The sequence below is a fragment of the Paenibacillus aurantiacus genome, assembly GCF_042431225.1.
GTDB lineage: Bacteria > Bacillota > Bacilli > Paenibacillales > Paenibacillaceae > Paenibacillus_Z > Paenibacillus_Z aurantiacus.
Genome location: NZ_JBHMDO010000029.1, coordinates 48,052 through 66,552 on the forward strand (window position 1 = coordinate 48,052; position 18,501 = coordinate 66,552).

The 18,501-nt window shown below is 56.2% G+C and carries 12 protein-coding genes; 5 read left to right on the plus strand and 7 right to left on the minus strand.

Translation table 11 applies throughout. The features are described 5' to 3' along the window. The first annotated feature begins 56 nt into the window (after positions 1-56). From ACFFSY_RS17595 to ACFFSY_RS17610, 4 genes are all read left to right on the plus strand, one after another. Complete coding sequence (locus tag ACFFSY_RS17595; protein WP_377496361.1) at positions 57-950, plus strand: fumarylacetoacetate hydrolase family protein; 894 nt, start codon at positions 57-59, stop codon at positions 948-950. Between the two features lie 26 nt (positions 951-976). Continuing rightward, on the plus strand, positions 977-2,452 hold the full coding sequence (gucD, locus tag ACFFSY_RS17600) for an alpha-ketoglutaric semialdehyde dehydrogenase GucD (RefSeq protein WP_377496363.1): 1,476 nt from the start codon (positions 977-979) through the stop codon (positions 2,450-2,452). 19 nt (positions 2,453-2,471) lie between these two features. Beyond that, positions 2,472-4,499 carry a YjhG/YagF family D-xylonate dehydratase gene (locus ACFFSY_RS17605; protein WP_377496365.1) on the plus strand — a complete coding sequence of 676 codons (2,028 nt, stop codon included), beginning with the start codon at positions 2,472-2,474 and terminating at the stop codon, positions 4,497-4,499. Positions 4,500-4,582: 83 nt separating this feature from the next. Further along, positions 4,583-6,880, plus strand: coding sequence for a glycoside hydrolase family 95 protein (locus ACFFSY_RS17610; protein WP_377496367.1), 2,298 nt, complete (start codon positions 4,583-4,585; stop codon positions 6,878-6,880). A 161-nt stretch (positions 6,881-7,041) separates the two neighbouring features. Here the strand turns inward: ACFFSY_RS17610 and ACFFSY_RS17615 are convergent, their stop codons facing one another. The 7 genes from ACFFSY_RS17615 to ACFFSY_RS17645 all read right to left on the minus strand — a co-directional run bounded on the left by ACFFSY_RS17615 (position 7,042) and on the right by ACFFSY_RS17645 (position 16,758). After that, a complete protein-coding gene (locus ACFFSY_RS17615) occupies positions 7,042-8,457 on the minus strand; it encodes a family 43 glycosylhydrolase (RefSeq protein WP_377496498.1) in 1,416 nt (471 codons plus the stop codon). 42 nt (positions 8,458-8,499) lie between these two features. Further along, positions 8,500-9,408 (minus strand): carbohydrate ABC transporter permease, encoded by a 909-nt coding sequence (locus ACFFSY_RS17620; protein ID WP_377496369.1) that lies wholly within the window; start codon positions 9,406-9,408, stop codon positions 8,500-8,502. An 18-nt stretch (positions 9,409-9,426) separates the two neighbouring features. Beyond that, complete coding sequence (locus ACFFSY_RS17625; RefSeq protein WP_377496371.1) at positions 9,427-10,386, minus strand: ABC transporter permease; 960 nt, start codon at positions 10,384-10,386, stop codon at positions 9,427-9,429. A 110-nt stretch (positions 10,387-10,496) separates the two neighbouring features. Continuing rightward, complete coding sequence (locus ACFFSY_RS17630; RefSeq protein WP_377496373.1) at positions 10,497-12,200, minus strand: ABC transporter substrate-binding protein; 1,704 nt, start codon at positions 12,198-12,200, stop codon at positions 10,497-10,499. 122 nt (positions 12,201-12,322) lie between these two features. Further along, complete coding sequence (locus ACFFSY_RS17635; RefSeq protein ID WP_377496375.1) at positions 12,323-14,068, minus strand: sensor histidine kinase; 1,746 nt, start codon at positions 14,066-14,068, stop codon at positions 12,323-12,325. An 11-nt stretch (positions 14,069-14,079) separates the two neighbouring features. Then, positions 14,080-15,645, minus strand: coding sequence for a response regulator (locus tag ACFFSY_RS17640; protein ID WP_377496377.1), 1,566 nt, complete (start codon positions 15,643-15,645; stop codon positions 14,080-14,082). 360 nt (positions 15,646-16,005) lie between these two features. Next, on the minus strand, positions 16,006-16,758 hold the full coding sequence (locus ACFFSY_RS17645) for a response regulator transcription factor (protein ID WP_377496379.1): 753 nt from the start codon (positions 16,756-16,758) through the stop codon (positions 16,006-16,008). A 272-nt stretch (positions 16,759-17,030) separates the two neighbouring features. On the opposite strand from ACFFSY_RS17645, the gene ACFFSY_RS17650 reads away from it, so the two are divergent. Then, entirely contained in the window at positions 17,031-18,467 is a 1,437-nt protein-coding gene (locus ACFFSY_RS17650; protein ID WP_377496381.1) for an ABC transporter substrate-binding protein, read from the plus strand. The last annotated feature ends 34 nt before the right edge of the window (positions 18,468-18,501 follow it).

The following is an 18,501-nucleotide window of genomic DNA, read 5'->3' on the forward strand; positions in this document are numbered from 1 at the left end:
GCAATTTTAAGAACTGAGTTTTATAATGTAAAACAAAATGCGAGAGGGGAACTATTATGCGTATTTTTCGTTATCGGGAGGATTCACGCATCGTTCTGGGCGTTCTGATGGAGGACGGGGCGGCTTACCGGCTGAACGCGCCGGATCTGATGACGCTGGTGAGCGAGGCGCGCAAGGCTGGAGTCACGTCCGAGGTTCATATTAAGTCGCTCGTGCAGGACCTCTCTCCGATCCAGGCGGCGCCGGAGTCGCTGGCCCTGCTGACGCCGCTGGATGCGCCCGAGGTATGGGCAGCCGGCGTGACCTATCAGCGCAGCCGCGAGGCGCGCAATTACGAGGCGACTGCAGGCAAGCTGGACGCAAGCACGTTCTATGACAAAGTGTATGACGCCGAACGGCCGGAATTGTTCATGAAATCGACTTCGGCGCGTACGGTCGGGCCAGGCGAACAGGTCTGCTTGCGGAGCGACTCGTCGTGGCAGGTGCCGGAAGCGGAACTCGGCCTCGTGCTGGATCGTTCCGGCGCCATCATCGGGTACACGGCAGGCAACGATATGAGCTGCCGCGATATCGAGGGCGAGAACCCGCTCTATCTGCCGCAGGCCAAAATTTATCGCAATTCCTGCGCGATCGGCCCCTTCGTCAGGCTGACGGAGACGGTAGCGGATCCGTACAATCTCGCGATCGCATGCCGTATATACCGCGATGGCGTCAAGGTGGTCGACGAATCAGCCAATACCGGGCAATTGAAGCGCCGTCTGGAGGAACTCGTCGGCCACTTAAAGCGCGATAATGCGCTCTACGACGGAACGGTGCTGTTGACGGGTACTTGTCTGGTGCCGCCCAACCATTTTACGCTTGCGTCCGGCGACCGGATCGAGATCGAGATTGCGGGCATCGGCACGTTGGTGAACACGGCCGTTTATGCGCATGAGCTGGAGACGGCGTAAGACGCGAACATAAGGAGGAGAATGGGATGACAGCAGTCCAGGAGAATCAAGATGCAGTGACGATCGATAACTATATCAGCGGCGATTGGAGGGCACCGTCGGCGGGGGAACGAATGCCAAGCCTAAATCCCGCGAAGCGGGGAGAGATCGTCGGGATGGCTGCGGCATCGGACTTGACCGATCTGGATGAAGCGGTCAAAGCTGCCGAATCGGCGCGCGGTGCTTGGCGCAAGCTGACCGGCGCGCAACGCGGCGCATTGCTGTTCAAAGCGGCGGACCTTCTCGAGAGCCGAATGGAGACGGTGGGCCGGGCGATGACCCGCGAGATGGGCAAGACATTAGGCGAAGCGAAGGGCGAGACGGCCCGCGGCGCGGCGATCCTGCGTTATTACGCAGGCGAAGGCATGCGGCCGATCGGCGACGTCATCCCATCGACCGACGCGGAGGCGCTGATGTTCACGACGCGTGCGCCGCTTGGCGTCGTCGGGGTCGTCTCGCCTTGGAATTTCCCTGTGGCGATCCCGGTCTGGAAGATGGCGCCGGCGCTTATCTACGGCAATACGGTCGTATGGAAGCCGGCAGTCGAGACCGCGGCGACCGCGGCCTTGGTCATGCAGTGCTTCCATGATGCCGGATTCCCGGCCGGCGTGGTGAACATGGTGCTGGGCGACGGCGCCGTGATCGGTCAGGGCATCGCCGCGCATCCGGGCATTCACGCCATCACGTTCACCGGCTCGAACCGCGTAGGCAAGCAGGTCGGGCAGGCCGCGCTGGCGCGCGGAGCGAAGTATCAGCTGGAGATGGGCGGCAAGAATCCGATTATCGTGGCCGCGGATGCGGATCTCGATCTCGCGGTCGATGCGACAATCAGCGGAGGGCTGCGCTCGACCGGTCAGAAATGCACGGCGACGAGCCGCGTCATCGTGCTCAGCGGCGTCTATGAGACGTTCAGAGAGAAGCTGCTCGCGAAGGTGAGGGCGCTGCGGGTCGGCGACGGATTGGACGCGGAGACATGGCTTGGGCCTTGCGCCAGCGCAAAGCAGTACGAGACCGTCATGCGGTACATAAACAAGGGAATCGAAGAAGGCGCCGAACTGCTGACCGGCGGCAAGCAGCCGGATGACCCGGCGCTGTCGGAAGGCTACTTCGTCACGCCGGCCGTGTTCGATAAGGTGACGCCGTCGATGACGATCGCGCGCGAGGAGATCTTCGGCCCGGTGCTGGCCTTGATCGAAGCCCGCGATATGGCGGAGGCGATCGCGCTCGCGAACGACACGGAATACGGACTCAGCGCCTCGCTCTATACGCGCGACCTTGGCAGCGCGCTCTCCTTCATTCAAGAGACGGACGCGGGACTCGTACGGGTCAACGCGGAGACGGCCGGGGTAGAACTGCAGGCGCCGTTCGGCGGCATGAAGGGATCCAGCTCCCATTCGCGCGAGCAGGGACAGGCCGCGATCGAATTTTACACATCGGTGAAGACCGTGTTCATGAAGCCGTAACCGGGAGGGAAGAAGCGGGATGAATGAACGGATCAGGAACGTAATGGGGAAGGACGACGAGGCGTACTTCGAAGTGGCGACGCATGCGCCGGGTCCAGTCGGCTCGCTGCCGCTGACGCCGGAGATGCTTCTTCACGCGCCGAGCGGGGATCTGTTCGGGTGGAGCCAGAACGTCGGAATGGGGTGGCGGCCGGAACGGCTGAAAGGCCGTGAAGTGCTCCTCCTCGGCACGCAAGGGGGCATCCGCAACGAGGACGGCACGCCGGCGGCACTGGGGTATCATACCGGCCATTGGGAGATCGGTCTGCTGATGAAGGCGGCCGCCGAGGAGATTACGAAAGCGGGCAATATTCCGTTCGCGGGCTACGTCAGCGATCCGTGCGACGGGCGCTCCCAGGGAACGTCCGGGATGTTCGATTCGCTTCCCTACCGCAACGACGCGGCTATCGTCATGCGGCGGCTGATCCGCTCGCTGCCGACGCGCGCGGCCGTCGTCGGCGTGGCGACTTGCGATAAGGGACTGCCGGCGATGATGCTGGCGCTGGCCGGCATGAAGCGCCTGCCCGGCGTCATCGTGCCGGGAGGCGTGACGCTGCCGCCCACGCAAGGCGAGGATGCGGGCAAGATCCAGACGATCGGCGCGCGTTATGCCAATGGCGAGCTATCACTGGAAGAGGCAGCCGATCTCGGCTGCCGAGCGTGCGCGACGCCAGGCGGCGGCTGCCAGTTCCTCGGTACGGCCGGGACCGCGCAGGTCGTCGCGGAGGCAATGGGGCTAACTGTGCCGCATGCCGCGCTCGCGCCGTCCGGGCAGCCGGTCTGGACCGAGATGGCGCGACAGTCCGCGCGCGCGGCGATGGCGCTCGCGGCGAGCGGAATTACGATGAATGAGCTGCTGACCGATGCCTCCATCCGCAACGCGATGGTCGTGCATGCGGCTTTCGGCGGCTCCACGAACCTGCTTCTGCATATCCCCGCGCTCGCGGCCGCTGCCGGACTCGCCGTGCCGGACGTCGCCGACTGGGCGGCGGTTAACCGCGCCGTGCCGCGACTCGTCAGCGTGCTGCCGAACGGACCCTTCCCGCATCCGACCGTTCGCGTGTTCCTCGCCGGAGGAGTGCCGGAGGTCATGCTGCATCTGCGCAAGCTCGGCGTTCTGGATGAAGCCGTCTTGACGGCTTCCGGCGTCACGCTGGGCGAGACGCTGGACTGGTGGGAGACGTCGGAGCGGCGGCAGCGTATGCGCGCGTATCTATCGGACCGGGAGGGCATCGATCCGGATACGGTCATATATAGCCCTGAACGGGCGCGGGCGGCTGGTCTTGCTCCGACCGTCACGTTCCCGATCGGCAATATCGCTCCGGAGGGCGCCGTTATCAAGTCGACTGCGATCGATCCGTCGGTACTGGACGAAGCGGGCGTGTTCCGGCATGTGGGCCGGGTGAAGGTGTTCACGGCCGAGCGCGCAGCGATTCGCGCGATCAAGACCGGCGGTATCGCAGCCGGCGACATCCTGGCGCTGGTCGGCCGCGGGCCTTCGGGCACCGGCATGGAGGAGACGTACCAGCTGACATCGGCGCTCAAGCATCTGTCGTATGGCAAACAAGTATCCCTCCTGACCGATGCGCGATTCTCGGGCGTGTCGACCGGCGCCTGCATCGGCCATATCGGACCGGAAGCGCTCGCCGGGGGACCTGTCGGCCGTCTGCGCGACGGCGATTGGATCGACATTCGGATCGATACCCGGAAGCTTACGGGAAGCATCCACATGGTCGGCTGCGGGGAATCGCCGGATACGCCGGATGCCGGCTCGGCCATTCTGGCCGCGCGAATGCCGCATCCCGGCTTGGCGGAAGACCCCGATCTGCCCGATGATACCCGCCTGTGGGCTGCGCTTCAGGCCGTCAGCGGCGGAACATGGAAGGGCTGCGTCTACGATGCGGACCGGATTATCCAGACGCTCGAAGCCGGCATGCGCGCGCTAGCGGCAGAAGCCGGCAAGGCAGCGGCCACCATTCCGGTTGAAAGAAAGGGACAAGGGGCGTGAATATATTCCTTCAATCCCATTCGGTCTAATCGAAAGTGAGCTTGTCCGGCGGTGACATTCTATAGAAAGCAGGTAAGCAGTCAATGGATGAAGCAATGAAGCTATGGTATACCCGTCCGGCGGGGACCTGGAACGAAGCGCTGCCCGTCGGGAACGGCCGGTTGGGCGCCATGATATTCGGCCGAACGAACGAAGAGCGGATCCAGCTGAACGAAGACTCCGTGTGGTCCGGCGGCCCTATGGACCGGAACAACCCGGACGCGCCGAGGCATCTGCCCGAGGTTCGGCGGCTGCTTGCGGAGGGGCGCTTGGCCGAAGGGCAGAGGCTGGCGGCCATGGCTTTGGTCGGTACGCCGGAGAGTCAGCGCCATTACGAACCGCTTGGCGATCTGATGCTCGAATTCGGCCACGATGAAGCAGAAGTGACGGAATACTGCCGGAATCTCGATCTGGCCCACGCGACTGCTGCGGTCACCTATCAGTGGCGCGACGTTCGGTTCGAGCGGGAGCATCTCGCGAGCTATCCGGGCGGCGTCATCGCCGTTCGGATCGCCGCGAGCCGCAGCGGCGCCGTATCGTTCCGGCTGCGGTTCACGCGCGGAAAGCAGCGGTTCCTCGACAGCCTGCGGACCGAGTCGGGCGGCCAGCTCGTCATGAAGGTCGGCATTGGCGGCGCGGACGGTATCGGCGTCTGTTCGGTGGTCAGCGTACAAACCGTTGGCGGGAAGGTCGAGAATTACGGAGAGTTTCTGGTCGTCGACCAGGCAGACGAAGCCGTCATTCTCGTCGCAGCAGGCACGACGTTCCGGCACGCGGATCCGGAGGCATACGCACGCGAGACGATCATGGCCGCTCGCAGTCTCGGCTATGGCAAGCTGCGGGAGAGGCATATCGAGGATTATAGCCGCCTGTTCGGCCGCGTCACGTTGAAGCTGGGCGGTGCGACTGCCGATGCGCGGCCGACGGACGAACGGCTCGCCGCGCTGCAGGCCGGCGGCGAAGACCGCGGCTTGTCGGAGCTGTACTTCCAGTATGGACGCTATCTGCTCATCGCGAGCAGCCGTCCCGGTTCGCTGCCCGCCAATCTGCAAGGGATCTGGAACGAGCATTTCACCCCGCCATGGGATTCGAAGTATACGATCAACATTAACGCGCAGATGAACTATTGGCCTGCGGAGGCCTGCAACTTGGCCGAATGCCACGAGCCGCTGTTCGATCTGATCGAGCGGATGCGCCCTAACGGCCGGGAGACGGCCAGGCGGATGTACGGCTGCGGCGGATTCGTTGCCCACCATAATACGGACTTGTGGGGGGACACGGCGCCTCAGGACATCTATATACCCGCCACGATCTGGCCGATGGGCGCGGCTTGGCTGTGCCTTCACTTATGGGAGCATTACCAGTACGCGCTCGATCGCTCGTTCCTTGGCAAGGCATACGAAACGATGAAGGAGTCCGCGGTCTTCTTCCTGGATTACCTGACGGAGACGACGGACGGGAAGCTCGTCACGACCCCGTCCGTCTCGCCGGAGAACACGTACCGGCTGGGGAACGGGGAGGAGGGCGCGCTGTGCATCGGTCCTTCGATGGACAGCCAAATTATCGATGAACTGTTCGGCGCGTGCATCGAAGCGGCCGAATTGCTCGATATCGATGATTCGTTCCGGAAATTGCTGACCGAGGTCCGATCGCGTCTGCCTCAGCCGAATATCGGCCGATACGGGCAGCTGCAGGAATGGATGGAGGATTACGAAGAGACGGAGCCGGGTCATCGGCACATCTCGCACTTGTTCGCGCTGCATCCCGGATCGCGAATTACGCCGCGGAAGACGCCAGAGCTTGCTGCGGCCGCTCGAACGACGTTGACGCGCCGGCTCGCGCACGGCGGCGGGCACACCGGATGGAGCCGGGCTTGGATGATTAACATGTGGGCGCGGCTGCGCGACGGCGAGGAAGCGTACGGTAATTTCGCCGCGCTGCTCCGCGATTCGACGCTGCCGAACCTATTCGATAATCATCCGCCGTTCCAGATCGACGGCAATTTCGGCGGCACGGCCGGCGTCGCCGAGATGCTTCTGCAGAGCCATGAAGGCGTCATCGATCTGCTGCCCGCGCTTCCATCGGCATGGCCAAGCGGCTCCGTTAAAGGGTTGCGCGCGAGAGGCGGCTTCGAGGTCGACATCGAATGGGAAGAGGGTGCATTGCTAAGCGCTATCATTCGCGCGAATACAGCGGGGGGATGCCGGATCAGATCGGAAGGGCAGCGGTTGTCGATCAAGACGGAAGGCGGAGCGTTTATCTCGACCGTAGCGGAAGGGGATACGATCGCTTTCGAAGCTTCCGTTGAAACCGTCTATGTCGTTGTGCCGTTAGTTTCCTAGTAGAAGTGAAATAGGCGAATGGCTGCTCATCCGCCTATTTCGCCTATTCTGTCGACGTTATTCAAGTGGGTATTATCATGTACGCGAAAATGGCAGCCTGACGCGAGGTCAGGCTGCCATTCGTTTCTTTGTATACAACGCTTATACCAACGGTAGATCGATTATTCCAGCGTGAACGACGCCAGACTCGCGTTGCCGATGCCCCTGTAGGTGAAATATAAAGCGTGAACGCCGTCCGGAACCGCGATGTCGGCCTCATACGTCGTCCATACGTTGGTGAACTCGACCGGGATCGATCCAAGCGTCGGTCCGTCCCATGCCGTCTTGACCTCGAAGCTGCCTTGGGCATATCCGCGAACTTGAACCTTCACGCGCTTGACGTCCTCGCATCGGAAGTACTTAAACCCCGCCGTTGCGGAATCCCGCATATTCGCGATATACCCGATCTCTTCGTCCCCGTCTTTGCCGTCTTGGGTGATCTTCGGGAATCGGCCGTCCATCCACGCGCCGTGCGTGCCCGTATAGCTCTCCTCGGTCTCCGTGAACAGGTGGCAGGCGAGATAGGCCGGGTACCGGCCGCGGCCGACGAGCGGGCGGCCGTTCGGACCGCTCGTCGTGATCTCGACTTGCGGAATGGTGCCGTCCGCAAGAATCGCGATCGGTTCAATGCAGCCCTGGCGGCTGAAGCTCGTACCGTTCGTATGACGGTGATAGAAGATGTACCATTGACCGTCTGCTTCCACCAAACCGCCGTGATTGTTGCCGCCATAATACATGGGCTTGCTCGCCGGCTTGTATGAATCGATATGCATGTCATTGTTGCTTACGATGACGCCGCGGTATTCGAAGCCCTTCGTCGGATGCTTGCTGGTCGCGTAGCATAGCTCGTGCATGACGACGGAGGAATAGACGAAATAATACGTATCGCCAAGCTTGCGGATGGAAGGCGCTTCGAAGAACGCATGCCCTTCATAGCCGGATCCTTCGCTGTACGGCTCGCTAGGCGCGATGAACGCCGGTTCTTCGACGATCGTCAGCATATCCGCCCCGATTACGGTGGCCATCGCGCCCTTGCGCGACTTATCGCCGATCGCGCAGAATCCGGTGTACAGGTAAGTGAGGTCGCCTTCCGTCAAGACGCCCGGATCGAATTGCGGCTGATCGCCTGCCCGTTCGCCCAGGCGGGTCCCGTCGGCGTACTGCACGTATCCATAGAATTCATACTTGCCGGCAGGCGTATCGCAGACGGCGACCGAGACGACGGATACCTTATCCAGGACATAGTACAGATAATATCGTCCGTCCGGTCCTTGGGTGACGTCGGGGGCATAGAGACACATGCGTCCGTCCGGGTTCAGCGGATCGTCCGTCTTCTCGTAGATCACGCCTTCATAGCGCCAGTCCGCCAGATCGTTCGCGGGCGCCGACCAGCAGACGTAATCGTTGAGGCAGAAGACATGCCCGTTATACCGGTCATGCGAGCCGTATACGTAGACTCTGTCCTGGAACACGTGAGGCTCGCCGTCGGGGATATACTCCCAGGACGGCAAGTAAGGATTTACGCCTTGTTTCTTCATGAGATTGATCTTCACTCCTCCGGTATGAATCCGCATGTTCGATTATCCTTTTACGCCGCCGACGACCATGCCTTTGACGAAATACTTCTGCAGAAACGGATAGACCATTATAATCGGTAGACTTGCCACGATCGTCATCGTCGCGCGAACCGATGTCGGCGTTACAATCTCCGCGCTTCCCTGAGCATCGGCATACTGGTCGGCAGCCGAGGAGCCCGTATCGGACGTGGACAAGATCTTCACAAGCTCGTATTGCAGCGTACTTAGGTCATGCCTGGAAGAGTTGTATAGGAACACGTCGAACCAGGAGTTCCATTGATAGACGGCCACGAACAGCGATACGGTCGCCAGAGCAGGCATGGTCAGCGGGAGCACGATCCGAAGGAAGGTAGTCAGGTCGCCAGCGCCGTCCATTTTGGCCGATTCCATAATTCCTTCCGGCAAGCCTTCGATGAAGGATCGAATGACGATCATGTTGAACACGCCGATGATGCCCGGAATAATGTAGACCCAGAAGCTGTTCAGCATGCCAAGCTCTTTAATGAGCAGATAGTTCGGAATCAAGCCGCCGCTGAAATACATCGTAAAGATGAAGGTAATGGCAATGAATTTCTTCAATTTATATTCGGGACGACTGATCGCGTAGGCCAGCATCGCCGTGCAAAATACGGAAACGGCCGTCCCGACGATCGTCCGTGCCGCGGAAATGAAGGTCGCATAGAACACGTTCGATTCGTTAAACACGTACTCGTAGTTTCGGAGCGTCCATTCGCGCGGCCAAAAATAGATGTCGCCGCGAATGGAGTCGTTGGCGTCATTGAACGATAAGGCGAACATATTAATGAAAGGATACAAGGTGACGAAGACCAAAATAATCATGAAGATATAATTGCCCACGTCGAATATGCGATCGCCAATGGAAGAGAATCGAGTCGAATTCGTTTTCAGCATCGTTTCACCGCCTTTCATCTAGTACAATCTGCTTTCGCCAAGCCGTTTGGCGAGGTTGTTGGCCACGATCAGGAAGATGAAGCTGACCACGGTTTTGAACATGCCGGCCGCCGTCGCCAATCCATAGTTGTTCATTTGAATCCCGTACTTCAACACGAATATGTCAAGATTTTCCGAATATTCGACATTCATGCCGTTGCCAAGCAAATACTGCGGCTCGAAACCGGACTCCAGGATGTGGCCCAAGTTCATGATGAGCAAGATGACGATGACCGGCTTCATGCCCGGAAGCGTGATATGCCACATTTGTTGCAGCCGTGACGCGCCGTCGATGCGGGCGGCTTCGTACTGCGTCGGATCAATAGTCGTAATGGCAGCCAAGTAAATAATCGTGTTAAAACCGACGTTCTTCCATACTTCGGTCACGCCGAGAATGCCCCAGAAATATTCGCCGACGCCCAGCCACAGTATGGGCTTATCGATCATATGGAATTGGAGGAGCAATACATTGATAATGCCCTCCGGCGCAAGCGCCGTTTGGACGATATTCGCGGCAACGACCCACGAAATAAAGTGCGGCAAATAACTGATCGTCTGCACGGTCCGCTTGAAGGCGATTCTGCGGAGCTCATTCAGGAGCAGCGCCAATCCGATAGCCGTCACGAATCCCAGCACGAGATTAATCGAGCTCATCACGAGCGTATTGCGCAAGACCAGGTAGAACTGCTGTTCCTGAAACAAAGCGGTAAAGTTAGTCCATCCCACCCAAGCCTGATCGAAAATATCTCGGCCCAGCCGGTATTTCTGAAAGGCGATCGTCCAGCCCCAGAGCGGAACGTATTTAAACACGATGACCCACGCAAGAAAAGGCAGCGACATGAGCATTAACATTTTCTGCTTCGACAAGGCTTTGAAAAATGCGACTAGGCGCGAATCGTCAGAAGTCGATCCTGTCAGCTGCACGGGTTGTTTCTCCACTCGATCCGTCTCCCTTCCGGCAAAATCTGATCTGTCGTGAGCATAATTAGACGGGAAAAGCGAATGGCCTCGCTTTTCCCGGTTTTCTACGCGTATTTAGAAGCCGTCTCTTACCACTTACCTGCGACTCGATCCTTCACCTTGGCGGTCATGAACGCCTCGAAGCCGGCCGCATCCAGTTTGCCGAACTCTTTGAGATAGTCATTCCAGACGGAATCGAATTGCCCTTCGGGGGCAAGCGCGAGCTTCGGATAATACTTCTGCTGAAGATCCCCGGCTTTCTGATTGAAGATATCTTCAGGAGAATTTTGCTCCTTCTCGATACTCCAAGCCGGATACCATGGTCTTTCCACCGGTTTCGCGAAGAATTCGGAGAAGGTTTTGAACCCGTAAGCATCAAGCAGCGCCCGGTCGCCATCCGTATAATTGATGTTCGCGACTTCAGGCTGGGAGAAAGGGCGATGCGCATTGCCGTCCTCGTACACGGAGTTGTCGCCGTAACGCGGCCATTCGTAATCGAAGTAAGCCCAGCCGTACTTCCGTTTGTATTCGTTATCGTTGCGATTGGCCAATTGCTCGTCGCTCATGACGAAACGGCCCTTGTCGTTCACGGAATAGGTGACGTCTTTCTCTCCCCATTGGACAAGCTTCTGGTTCTCATCCGTCAACAGATTATCCCAATACTTAATGATGCGAACCGGATCCTTGGCGCTTACGCTAATGCCAAGACCGCGGTTGTTGACGAAGGAAGGAGGGTCCATGTAGGCATCCGTAGTGCTCTCGTCGAATACGATCGGAAGGGATACATACCGCAGATCGTCGTTGCCGGCCTTCTTGAGGTTGTTGATGGCATCGCCGATCTGCCAGGTGTAGCCGCTGAATCCGAGCACGCGGCCGGAAGTCAGCTTGGCCTTGAATTGATCCCCGTTCGCGGTGAAGCTCTCCGGATCAAGTAAGCCTTTCAAGTTCATCTCGTATAACGAATGCAGCCATCGCTTCTCGTAATCGGTTCCCTGGTACAGCTTGGCTTCATGCGTCTTCATATCGACCATTACATTACCGTCGTTCGGATAACCGGCCAAATGCATCGGGGCATTGGTAATCGTATAGAATTGACCCGGTTCGCCGGCGAATGTAGCGTAGCCGATCGTATCTTTGCCATCTACGGTTGGATATTTAGCCTTATACTTCTCGATCAGTTCAAAATATTGATCCAGCGTCTTGACTTTCGGGTAGCCGAATTCCTTCAGCACGCGGCGTTGAATCCAGATGCTGCTGCCCGCATCCGGATCCGTCAAGTAGCCGCCGATGTTGGCCGTGAAGGGCAGGATATAGATGTTGCCGTCTTCATTCGTGATCTTGTCCATATAAGGGCCATAGACGCGCTTAATGTTAGGACCATATTTCTCGATCAGATCATTGAGCGGAATCAAGGCTTCGGCATCCAAGAGCATCGCAAGTTCGCCTACCGGCGAAATGACATCCGGATAGGCGCCGCCGGCAATCATGACGCCAGCCTTCGTGGTCGGATCTCCGGCAACAAACTCCATTTTCCAATCGACGCCGGTTTGTTTCTGCAGGATTTTGCCGATCGTGGTTTCGCTGGCAAGCACGTCTTTATTCGTTCCGAATGCGAAATAACTGAAGGTGACCGGGTCTGTGCTGACCTCTTCGGTCTTCTCGCTGGTCGCGGGGCTGTTGTTCGTGTTGCTGGTCTTTCCGCTCTCGCCATTATTCGACGAGCAGCCGGCAAGGAGGAGTGATACGGCCGTTACCACGGCCAAGCTGGTAGGAAGCCACTTTTTGTTGCGCACTTCAAATCCCCTCTCTTTCTCAACTTGTGTAAGCACTTTCATTGTAGAAGAAAAAGAAACCGTTTGTTACATAGCAAACCTTAGGTTGGTCTTTGAATAGTTAAGAACTTATTGGAGGAACTTTATTCTTTTCGGGTAATGGGAAGACGCAGCGTGATTCGCGTACCTTTATTCGGCGCGCTCGCAATGGCGAAGCTGAACGATTCGCCGTAGTAGATTTTTAGACGAGTCATGACATTTTTCATGCCGATGGAATCGCCCATGGCATCCTCCTCGTGAATGTACCGGTGAAGCTCGTCGATTTTCGCTTGCGCGATGCCGCCTCCATTATCCGATATGAGGAAAATAATCTGATCTTGCTCTTGCGCGATCTGAATCGTAATGTATCCGATGCCGGGTATGTTCTCGATCCCGTGAATGCTTGCATTTTCCACGAACGGCAAAAACGCCATCTTCGGAATTTCAATATCCATCACGGATTGATCGACCTCGATATGAAACTCCAGCTTGCTGTCGAACCGATATTTTTGAATTTCCAAGAAGCACTCGATCAATTCCAATTCCTCGCGAATCGTAACGAAGCTTCGCTTCCATATAATCGATTTTCGAAAGATGGTCGCCATATTCTGAATCGTCTTGGCCGTCTGGGATTCGCCGTTCATTAGACTTCGCATCCGGATGGTTTCAAGCGCATTAAACAAAAAATGGGGGTTGATCTGACTATGGAGCGCGTGTAATTGAGCTTGCCGCTGCCGTAGTTCGAGTTCTTTCTTCTGGATCTCGGACACATACACGTCATTGATCAAATTTTCGATCCGCGAGCTCATCCGATTGAATTCCACCGCTAGTTGGCCGACCTCATCCCGTTCTTGATAATAGGGGACGCGTTCGAAATTATTGCCGCGTACGGATTTCATATGCTTCAGAATAGCTTGAATGCGCGTATGGATCGAGCGGGCGAAAATTAAGATGACGATCGTCGGGACGAAGAAATTAATCCCCGCGAACCAAAGGATAAACCGGCCGGATTGCCTGACATCATACAGGATGTTGGCTTCGTCGAGGACGCCGTATACCTTCCAGCCACCCAGATAACGGCTGGACTGATATTGCTTGGCGAGGATGATGGCCTTATTCGGCTTCGGTATCTCATCGAGATGGAGCTTCCGATCCGCCGTGATCAACTCGCTGGTCCGACCGCTTGCCAGCCGGCCGTAACGCGCCTCGTTGGATGGATCCAGCAAATAAATATCGCCTTCAAAGCCGGATAAATCGAAAATTTGCTCGACGTAATTTTGATTCAAGTCGATTTTGACCACATTGTCATATGCCGCGTATCGGCGGTCCGACAGCTTCTGAATGACGCTGATACTGTCGTGCGTCACATACAGATGCGGATACGCGTTATTGTAATTCGCGATTTGGCGGTACCAGTCCGCCTCCCGTATGTCATCCTCCAGCTTGATAATATGACTCGACGTTAGAATCGTCGGATTGTCGCTGATGATCGTCACGGAGCTAATGGTTTTGTACTCCTTGTCCGCGCGATTGAACAGATTGGATACGCCGTTTAGCGATTCTACGTAGCGATCGTAGGAGGCATGGTCGATATTCAGATGATCGCCCAGCTGATGGTCGATCGAATACAAATAAGAGATGCCCGCCGCATCGTCGATCAGGGCCCCTAATTCGGACTGCAATAAGGTAATCGCTTGTTCCGCATCCGCCGTCTTCTGTTTTTTGACATTAAGCGTCGTCACGTGGTAGAACATCACGTTGGTCAGCACGATCGGCAGGAACACGCAGATCACGTAGATGACGATCAGCTTGTTTCGGAGCTTCAAATGGTCTAATCGAAAGTTGAGCAAGACGGGCCTCCTTAGGATGGATCGATCATTTTATGGCGATAATCCGACGGCGTCATTTTCTCCAGCTTTTCGAATTGAGTGGCGAAGTAGTCCGCGTTCTGGAAGCCGACCAGCTCCGCGATTTCGTACATGCGTTTTTTCGTTTGCCGCAGCAGCCGTTTCGCCTCCTCGATGCGAAGCGTCAACAAGTATTCATTGAAGTACATCCCGTAATGTTTGCGGAACAGCTGCCCCAGATAGACCGGGTTCATATGAAATTCGGCGGCAATACCCTTCAGATAGATGTTCTCCCTGAAGTGTCCGTCGATATATTTTTTCACCTTTTCAATATTGCCATTGCTTTTTTCTCCTCGTTGCTTGGCGATATATTCGGCGGCTTCCTCGATAAAGTTCAAGAACACAACTCTTAGCTGGTCCAAATTACGGTATTTTGTCTGCCAATTCAGTAGTTCGGTAAGCCAGGACAGCTCCGCTTCATTGCCTTCGAGTTGCCGAATAATGTTGATCGTGGCAATCATGCAACGCCTGACGGTATTCGCGACCGCGCCGGGGGTGAAATACCGCTCCTTAAAGGCCATGAAAATCGCATCGATCGCGTTGCGATACCCTTCCTTATGATTGGCTTCAACCTCATAGATCAGCTTACTATGCAGTTCTTCATCGACATCGTAATAATATAAGGGCAGTTCCAGCAGCTCCTCCGCCATAAAGATGCCGTTAAAACCTGCGGCAAACCGATATTTCAAGCATTCGTCGGCGCTGACTCGGGAGTGAACGATCTTTTTCAATTGATCGACTTTATGGCCGACAAACAAAGCGACATCCGTGGATAAATAGCTCTCCATGCTCTGAAGCAGCTTCATATAGCTCGTTCGCTCAGAGCCGAATGGCACGTCTTGCCGCAATGACGGCATAATAAAACCGTATTGATTGTACGCGCGTACATGAATGAGCAGAGGTTGCCCTTCGAGATGGGAAAATCGCTGGAGCGCCTGCTGCAAGGGCTGCATGTAGTCCATCTCCCCATGAGAGAGCTTGTTCTGTATTTCTGCAATCACATAGGTGTAGGAAGAGGTCAGAGGAAGCTCGAGCGTGTGTGCGATCTGCCTCATCACCTGCTCGTCGGGTTCGGCCTGGACCAAGCTATCGATAATGATCTCGACAAGCGGCTTCTCTCTGGTCATCGACAGCAGCTGCTTCTGATTCAATGTAGTCGCGATTCTTCGGAGGGTCGCTGCCATCTCTTGTTCGTTAACCGGCTTCAAAATATAGTCGGACACCTTGTAACGGAAGGCTTGCTGGGCATACGAGAAATCAGGGTACCCGCTTAAAATGATAAATATCGGCTGATGGCCGCCCGCTTCATTCACCCGCCGGATGAGCTCCAGACCGTCAAGCACGGGCATTCGGATATCCACAATGACCAGATCCGGGGATAGATGATGAATAAGCGTTAACGCCTGCGCGCCGTTCTCCGCCTCGCCGCAGATTTCGAATTGCAGCGACGGCCAATCGATTAGATTGATTAAGCCTTTGCGTACGAAAATCTCATCATCGACAATCAATACCTTATGCATGATCCTAGCCTTCCTCCTCGTAAGACCTCTACGCAGGTCGTCGTAGAATGCAATCCGTGCCAATTCCAAACATGCGTACCGCCATTTGCTAGCGGGGTTCAGTAAAGGTATTATACTTGGTTCCCCCTAACCGGACAATGACGTGTATCAGTTCTGCATGTAGGAGGGCGATTGGGCACTCAAAGAGGAGAACGAGATAGGAATGGGAGGGCGATAGAAGGATAACGAACGGGGACATCGAGGCGTGCAGCGAATTCATCGGGAAGGTTGTTCGAGCGATTGCATGTAATAAAGGAACAAGGCCATCCTGTCTAGAACGCCGGATGGCCTTGTTTATTTTCCATGGATCTGCACCTAAGATCACGCTGTAATCATCGAGCTCTGCTTCCGATACTCGTTCGCGCTGGCCCCGGTGTACGCTTTGAACTTCTTATAGAACCAGTCGATCTCGGTATAACCGACCTCGCTTGCGATTTCGTAGATGCGCATGTCCGTTTGCTCGAGCAGCAATTTGGCCTTCTCCATGCGCTGCTGCAAGAGATACTCGTTGAACGACATGTTCTCGTGGTCTTTGAATTTCTGACCCAGGTATGCGCAGTTAAAGTGAAGCAGGGCCGATATCTTTTTGAGCGTAATGTTCTGGTTCAGCTGCTCCTGCACGTATTGCTTGACGATATCGATGATCGACATGTCCGGAGTTCTGTTCGGTAGCGCTTTCAAAGATGGCTGCGGAGGAGACGCGGCATCCAGCTGTTTCTTCACCCATTGCAGACTTGCCGTGACATCCGCGGTTTGAACCGGAGTTGCAATGTAATCGCTTACTTGAAAGGCCAAAGCTCGCCTGGCCATATGGAAATCGTCAGGGCCGCCAATGAGGATGATCGGGACCGTGCTCTTCTGGCGAATATGTTCGCATGTTCGCATCCCAACGTCATGCGCAGCCTTGAGACTGATCAGAACGAGAGAGACCCGCTCGCTTTCCAGCAGCTCCAGCGCCTCCGAGGCATCGTCCGCATACGCTCGGATGTCGAAGCCCAGTCGTCTCCAGTCCAGTAGTTGGTCGGTTTCTTCTCTTGAACGTCGATTCGGATCAACAAGCAGTACCTTATACACGGCTAGAACCTCGCTTTCAATCGATTAATGAGCATCTCGCGGTCAGCTGTACCATGCTTTTATTATGTTCAACCCGCCTTAGGGAAGACAATGTGCATTTCTTTATCCGTCTACCATTTGTTTACCTATTGCAAACACGAGTGCCCCATGAAGCCGCGAATCAATCGGGTTCCTATAGTTAGTCGGGTAGTCGAACTAAACAGCGGCAGGTTGTTCAGCCAAAATGTAAGCGCTACACTTTTCCCTGTAATCCAAATTCAGGGGGGATCAACGTGCGATTGAAAAAAGCAGCTTTACTGTGCACAAGCTTGATGCTGACCTTTGCATTGGCCGCTTGCAGCGGCGGTGGCGGCAGCACGGAGAACGCGGGCGGCAGCGGGAACGGCAATGCGGCAGCCGAGAACGGGAATGCCAGCGGCGGAGCGGGGACGAACGATCCGGCAACCGCGAATAACGCAGGAGGCAACGCGGCCGGCAACACGGCCGGCAACGCCAAAGAGGATCTGGGAACGCCGGAGATGGATTTCGATATGGGCGGCCGAACGATCAAGGTGGTGTCGTGGTGGGATATGGCGATTCCGGAAGACAATCCGGACAATATCCAGAAGAAGAAGAACCTGGATGCGCTGATGAAGAAGCATAACTTCAAAATCGAATACGTCGCGATCGACTACGGCGAGTATCAGCAGAAGGTCGTGGCGTCGCTGCTTGCGGGCGAGCCGATCGGCGATATCGTCCGCTTGGGCAAAACCTATTCGATTCCAACGCTGGTCAGGCAAGACCTGCTGTGGCCGGTCGATGAATATACGAAGAATACGAAGGTATTCAATCAGAAAGTCACGAACGAGTTCATGCAGTATGAAGGCAGAGGTTACGGGTTCACGGAAAGCCAATCCAACCTGATCACGGGCATTTATTACAACCGCACCCTCATGAATCAGCTGGGCATGAAGCCGCTTCAAGACTATGTCAAGGAGGATAACTGGAACTGGGATACGTTCATCCAAGTCGCCAAGGAAGCGAACAAGGATACGAATAACGACGGCAAGCTGGATACGTGGGGGCTTGCGCAAGGCGGTCTAATGGACCAATCCCTTTATTCCAACGAAGCCAGCCTGACGCTCGGCGACAAGCAGAACCTGGAGGATCCGAAGACCGTCGAAGCTTTCGACTTCCTCTCGCGCATCGCGACGGAGAAGGTGGCCAGACCGACGGAAGGCGGCGACTGGACGGAGCCGGGCCAATTCTTCCGTCAAGGCAACACCTTGATGTATGCGGGCGCAGGCTATGAAGTAAGCGGCCTGAAGACGGATATGAAGGACTACGATATCGGTTTCGTGCCGTTCCCGAAAGGTCCTAGCGCGACTGCTTATCATTCCGGCGAAGCGCTCTTCCAAGCGTTGACGATTCCGAAGAAGGTTGAACATCCGGAGCAGCTCTTGTACATCTGGGAGAAAATCAACGATATCGATTCCATCTACGACTATCCGGATCAGGCTTCGCTCGAGAGCAACTTTACCAACGAGGACGACATTCAGAATTCGCGTACGGCGGCAGACGGCATGCTCGTGCTCGACCACAATACGTACCCGAAACTGCCTTACTACGATATCATCGGCGAGCTGACAGCCGGCAACTCGGTATCGACCGTCATCAACAAGTTCAAAGCGCCGGTTCAAGCGGCCATTGACGAAGTGTACAAAAAGTAACGCTTAACGTTAACGTAAATGGAGACAGTCCCCT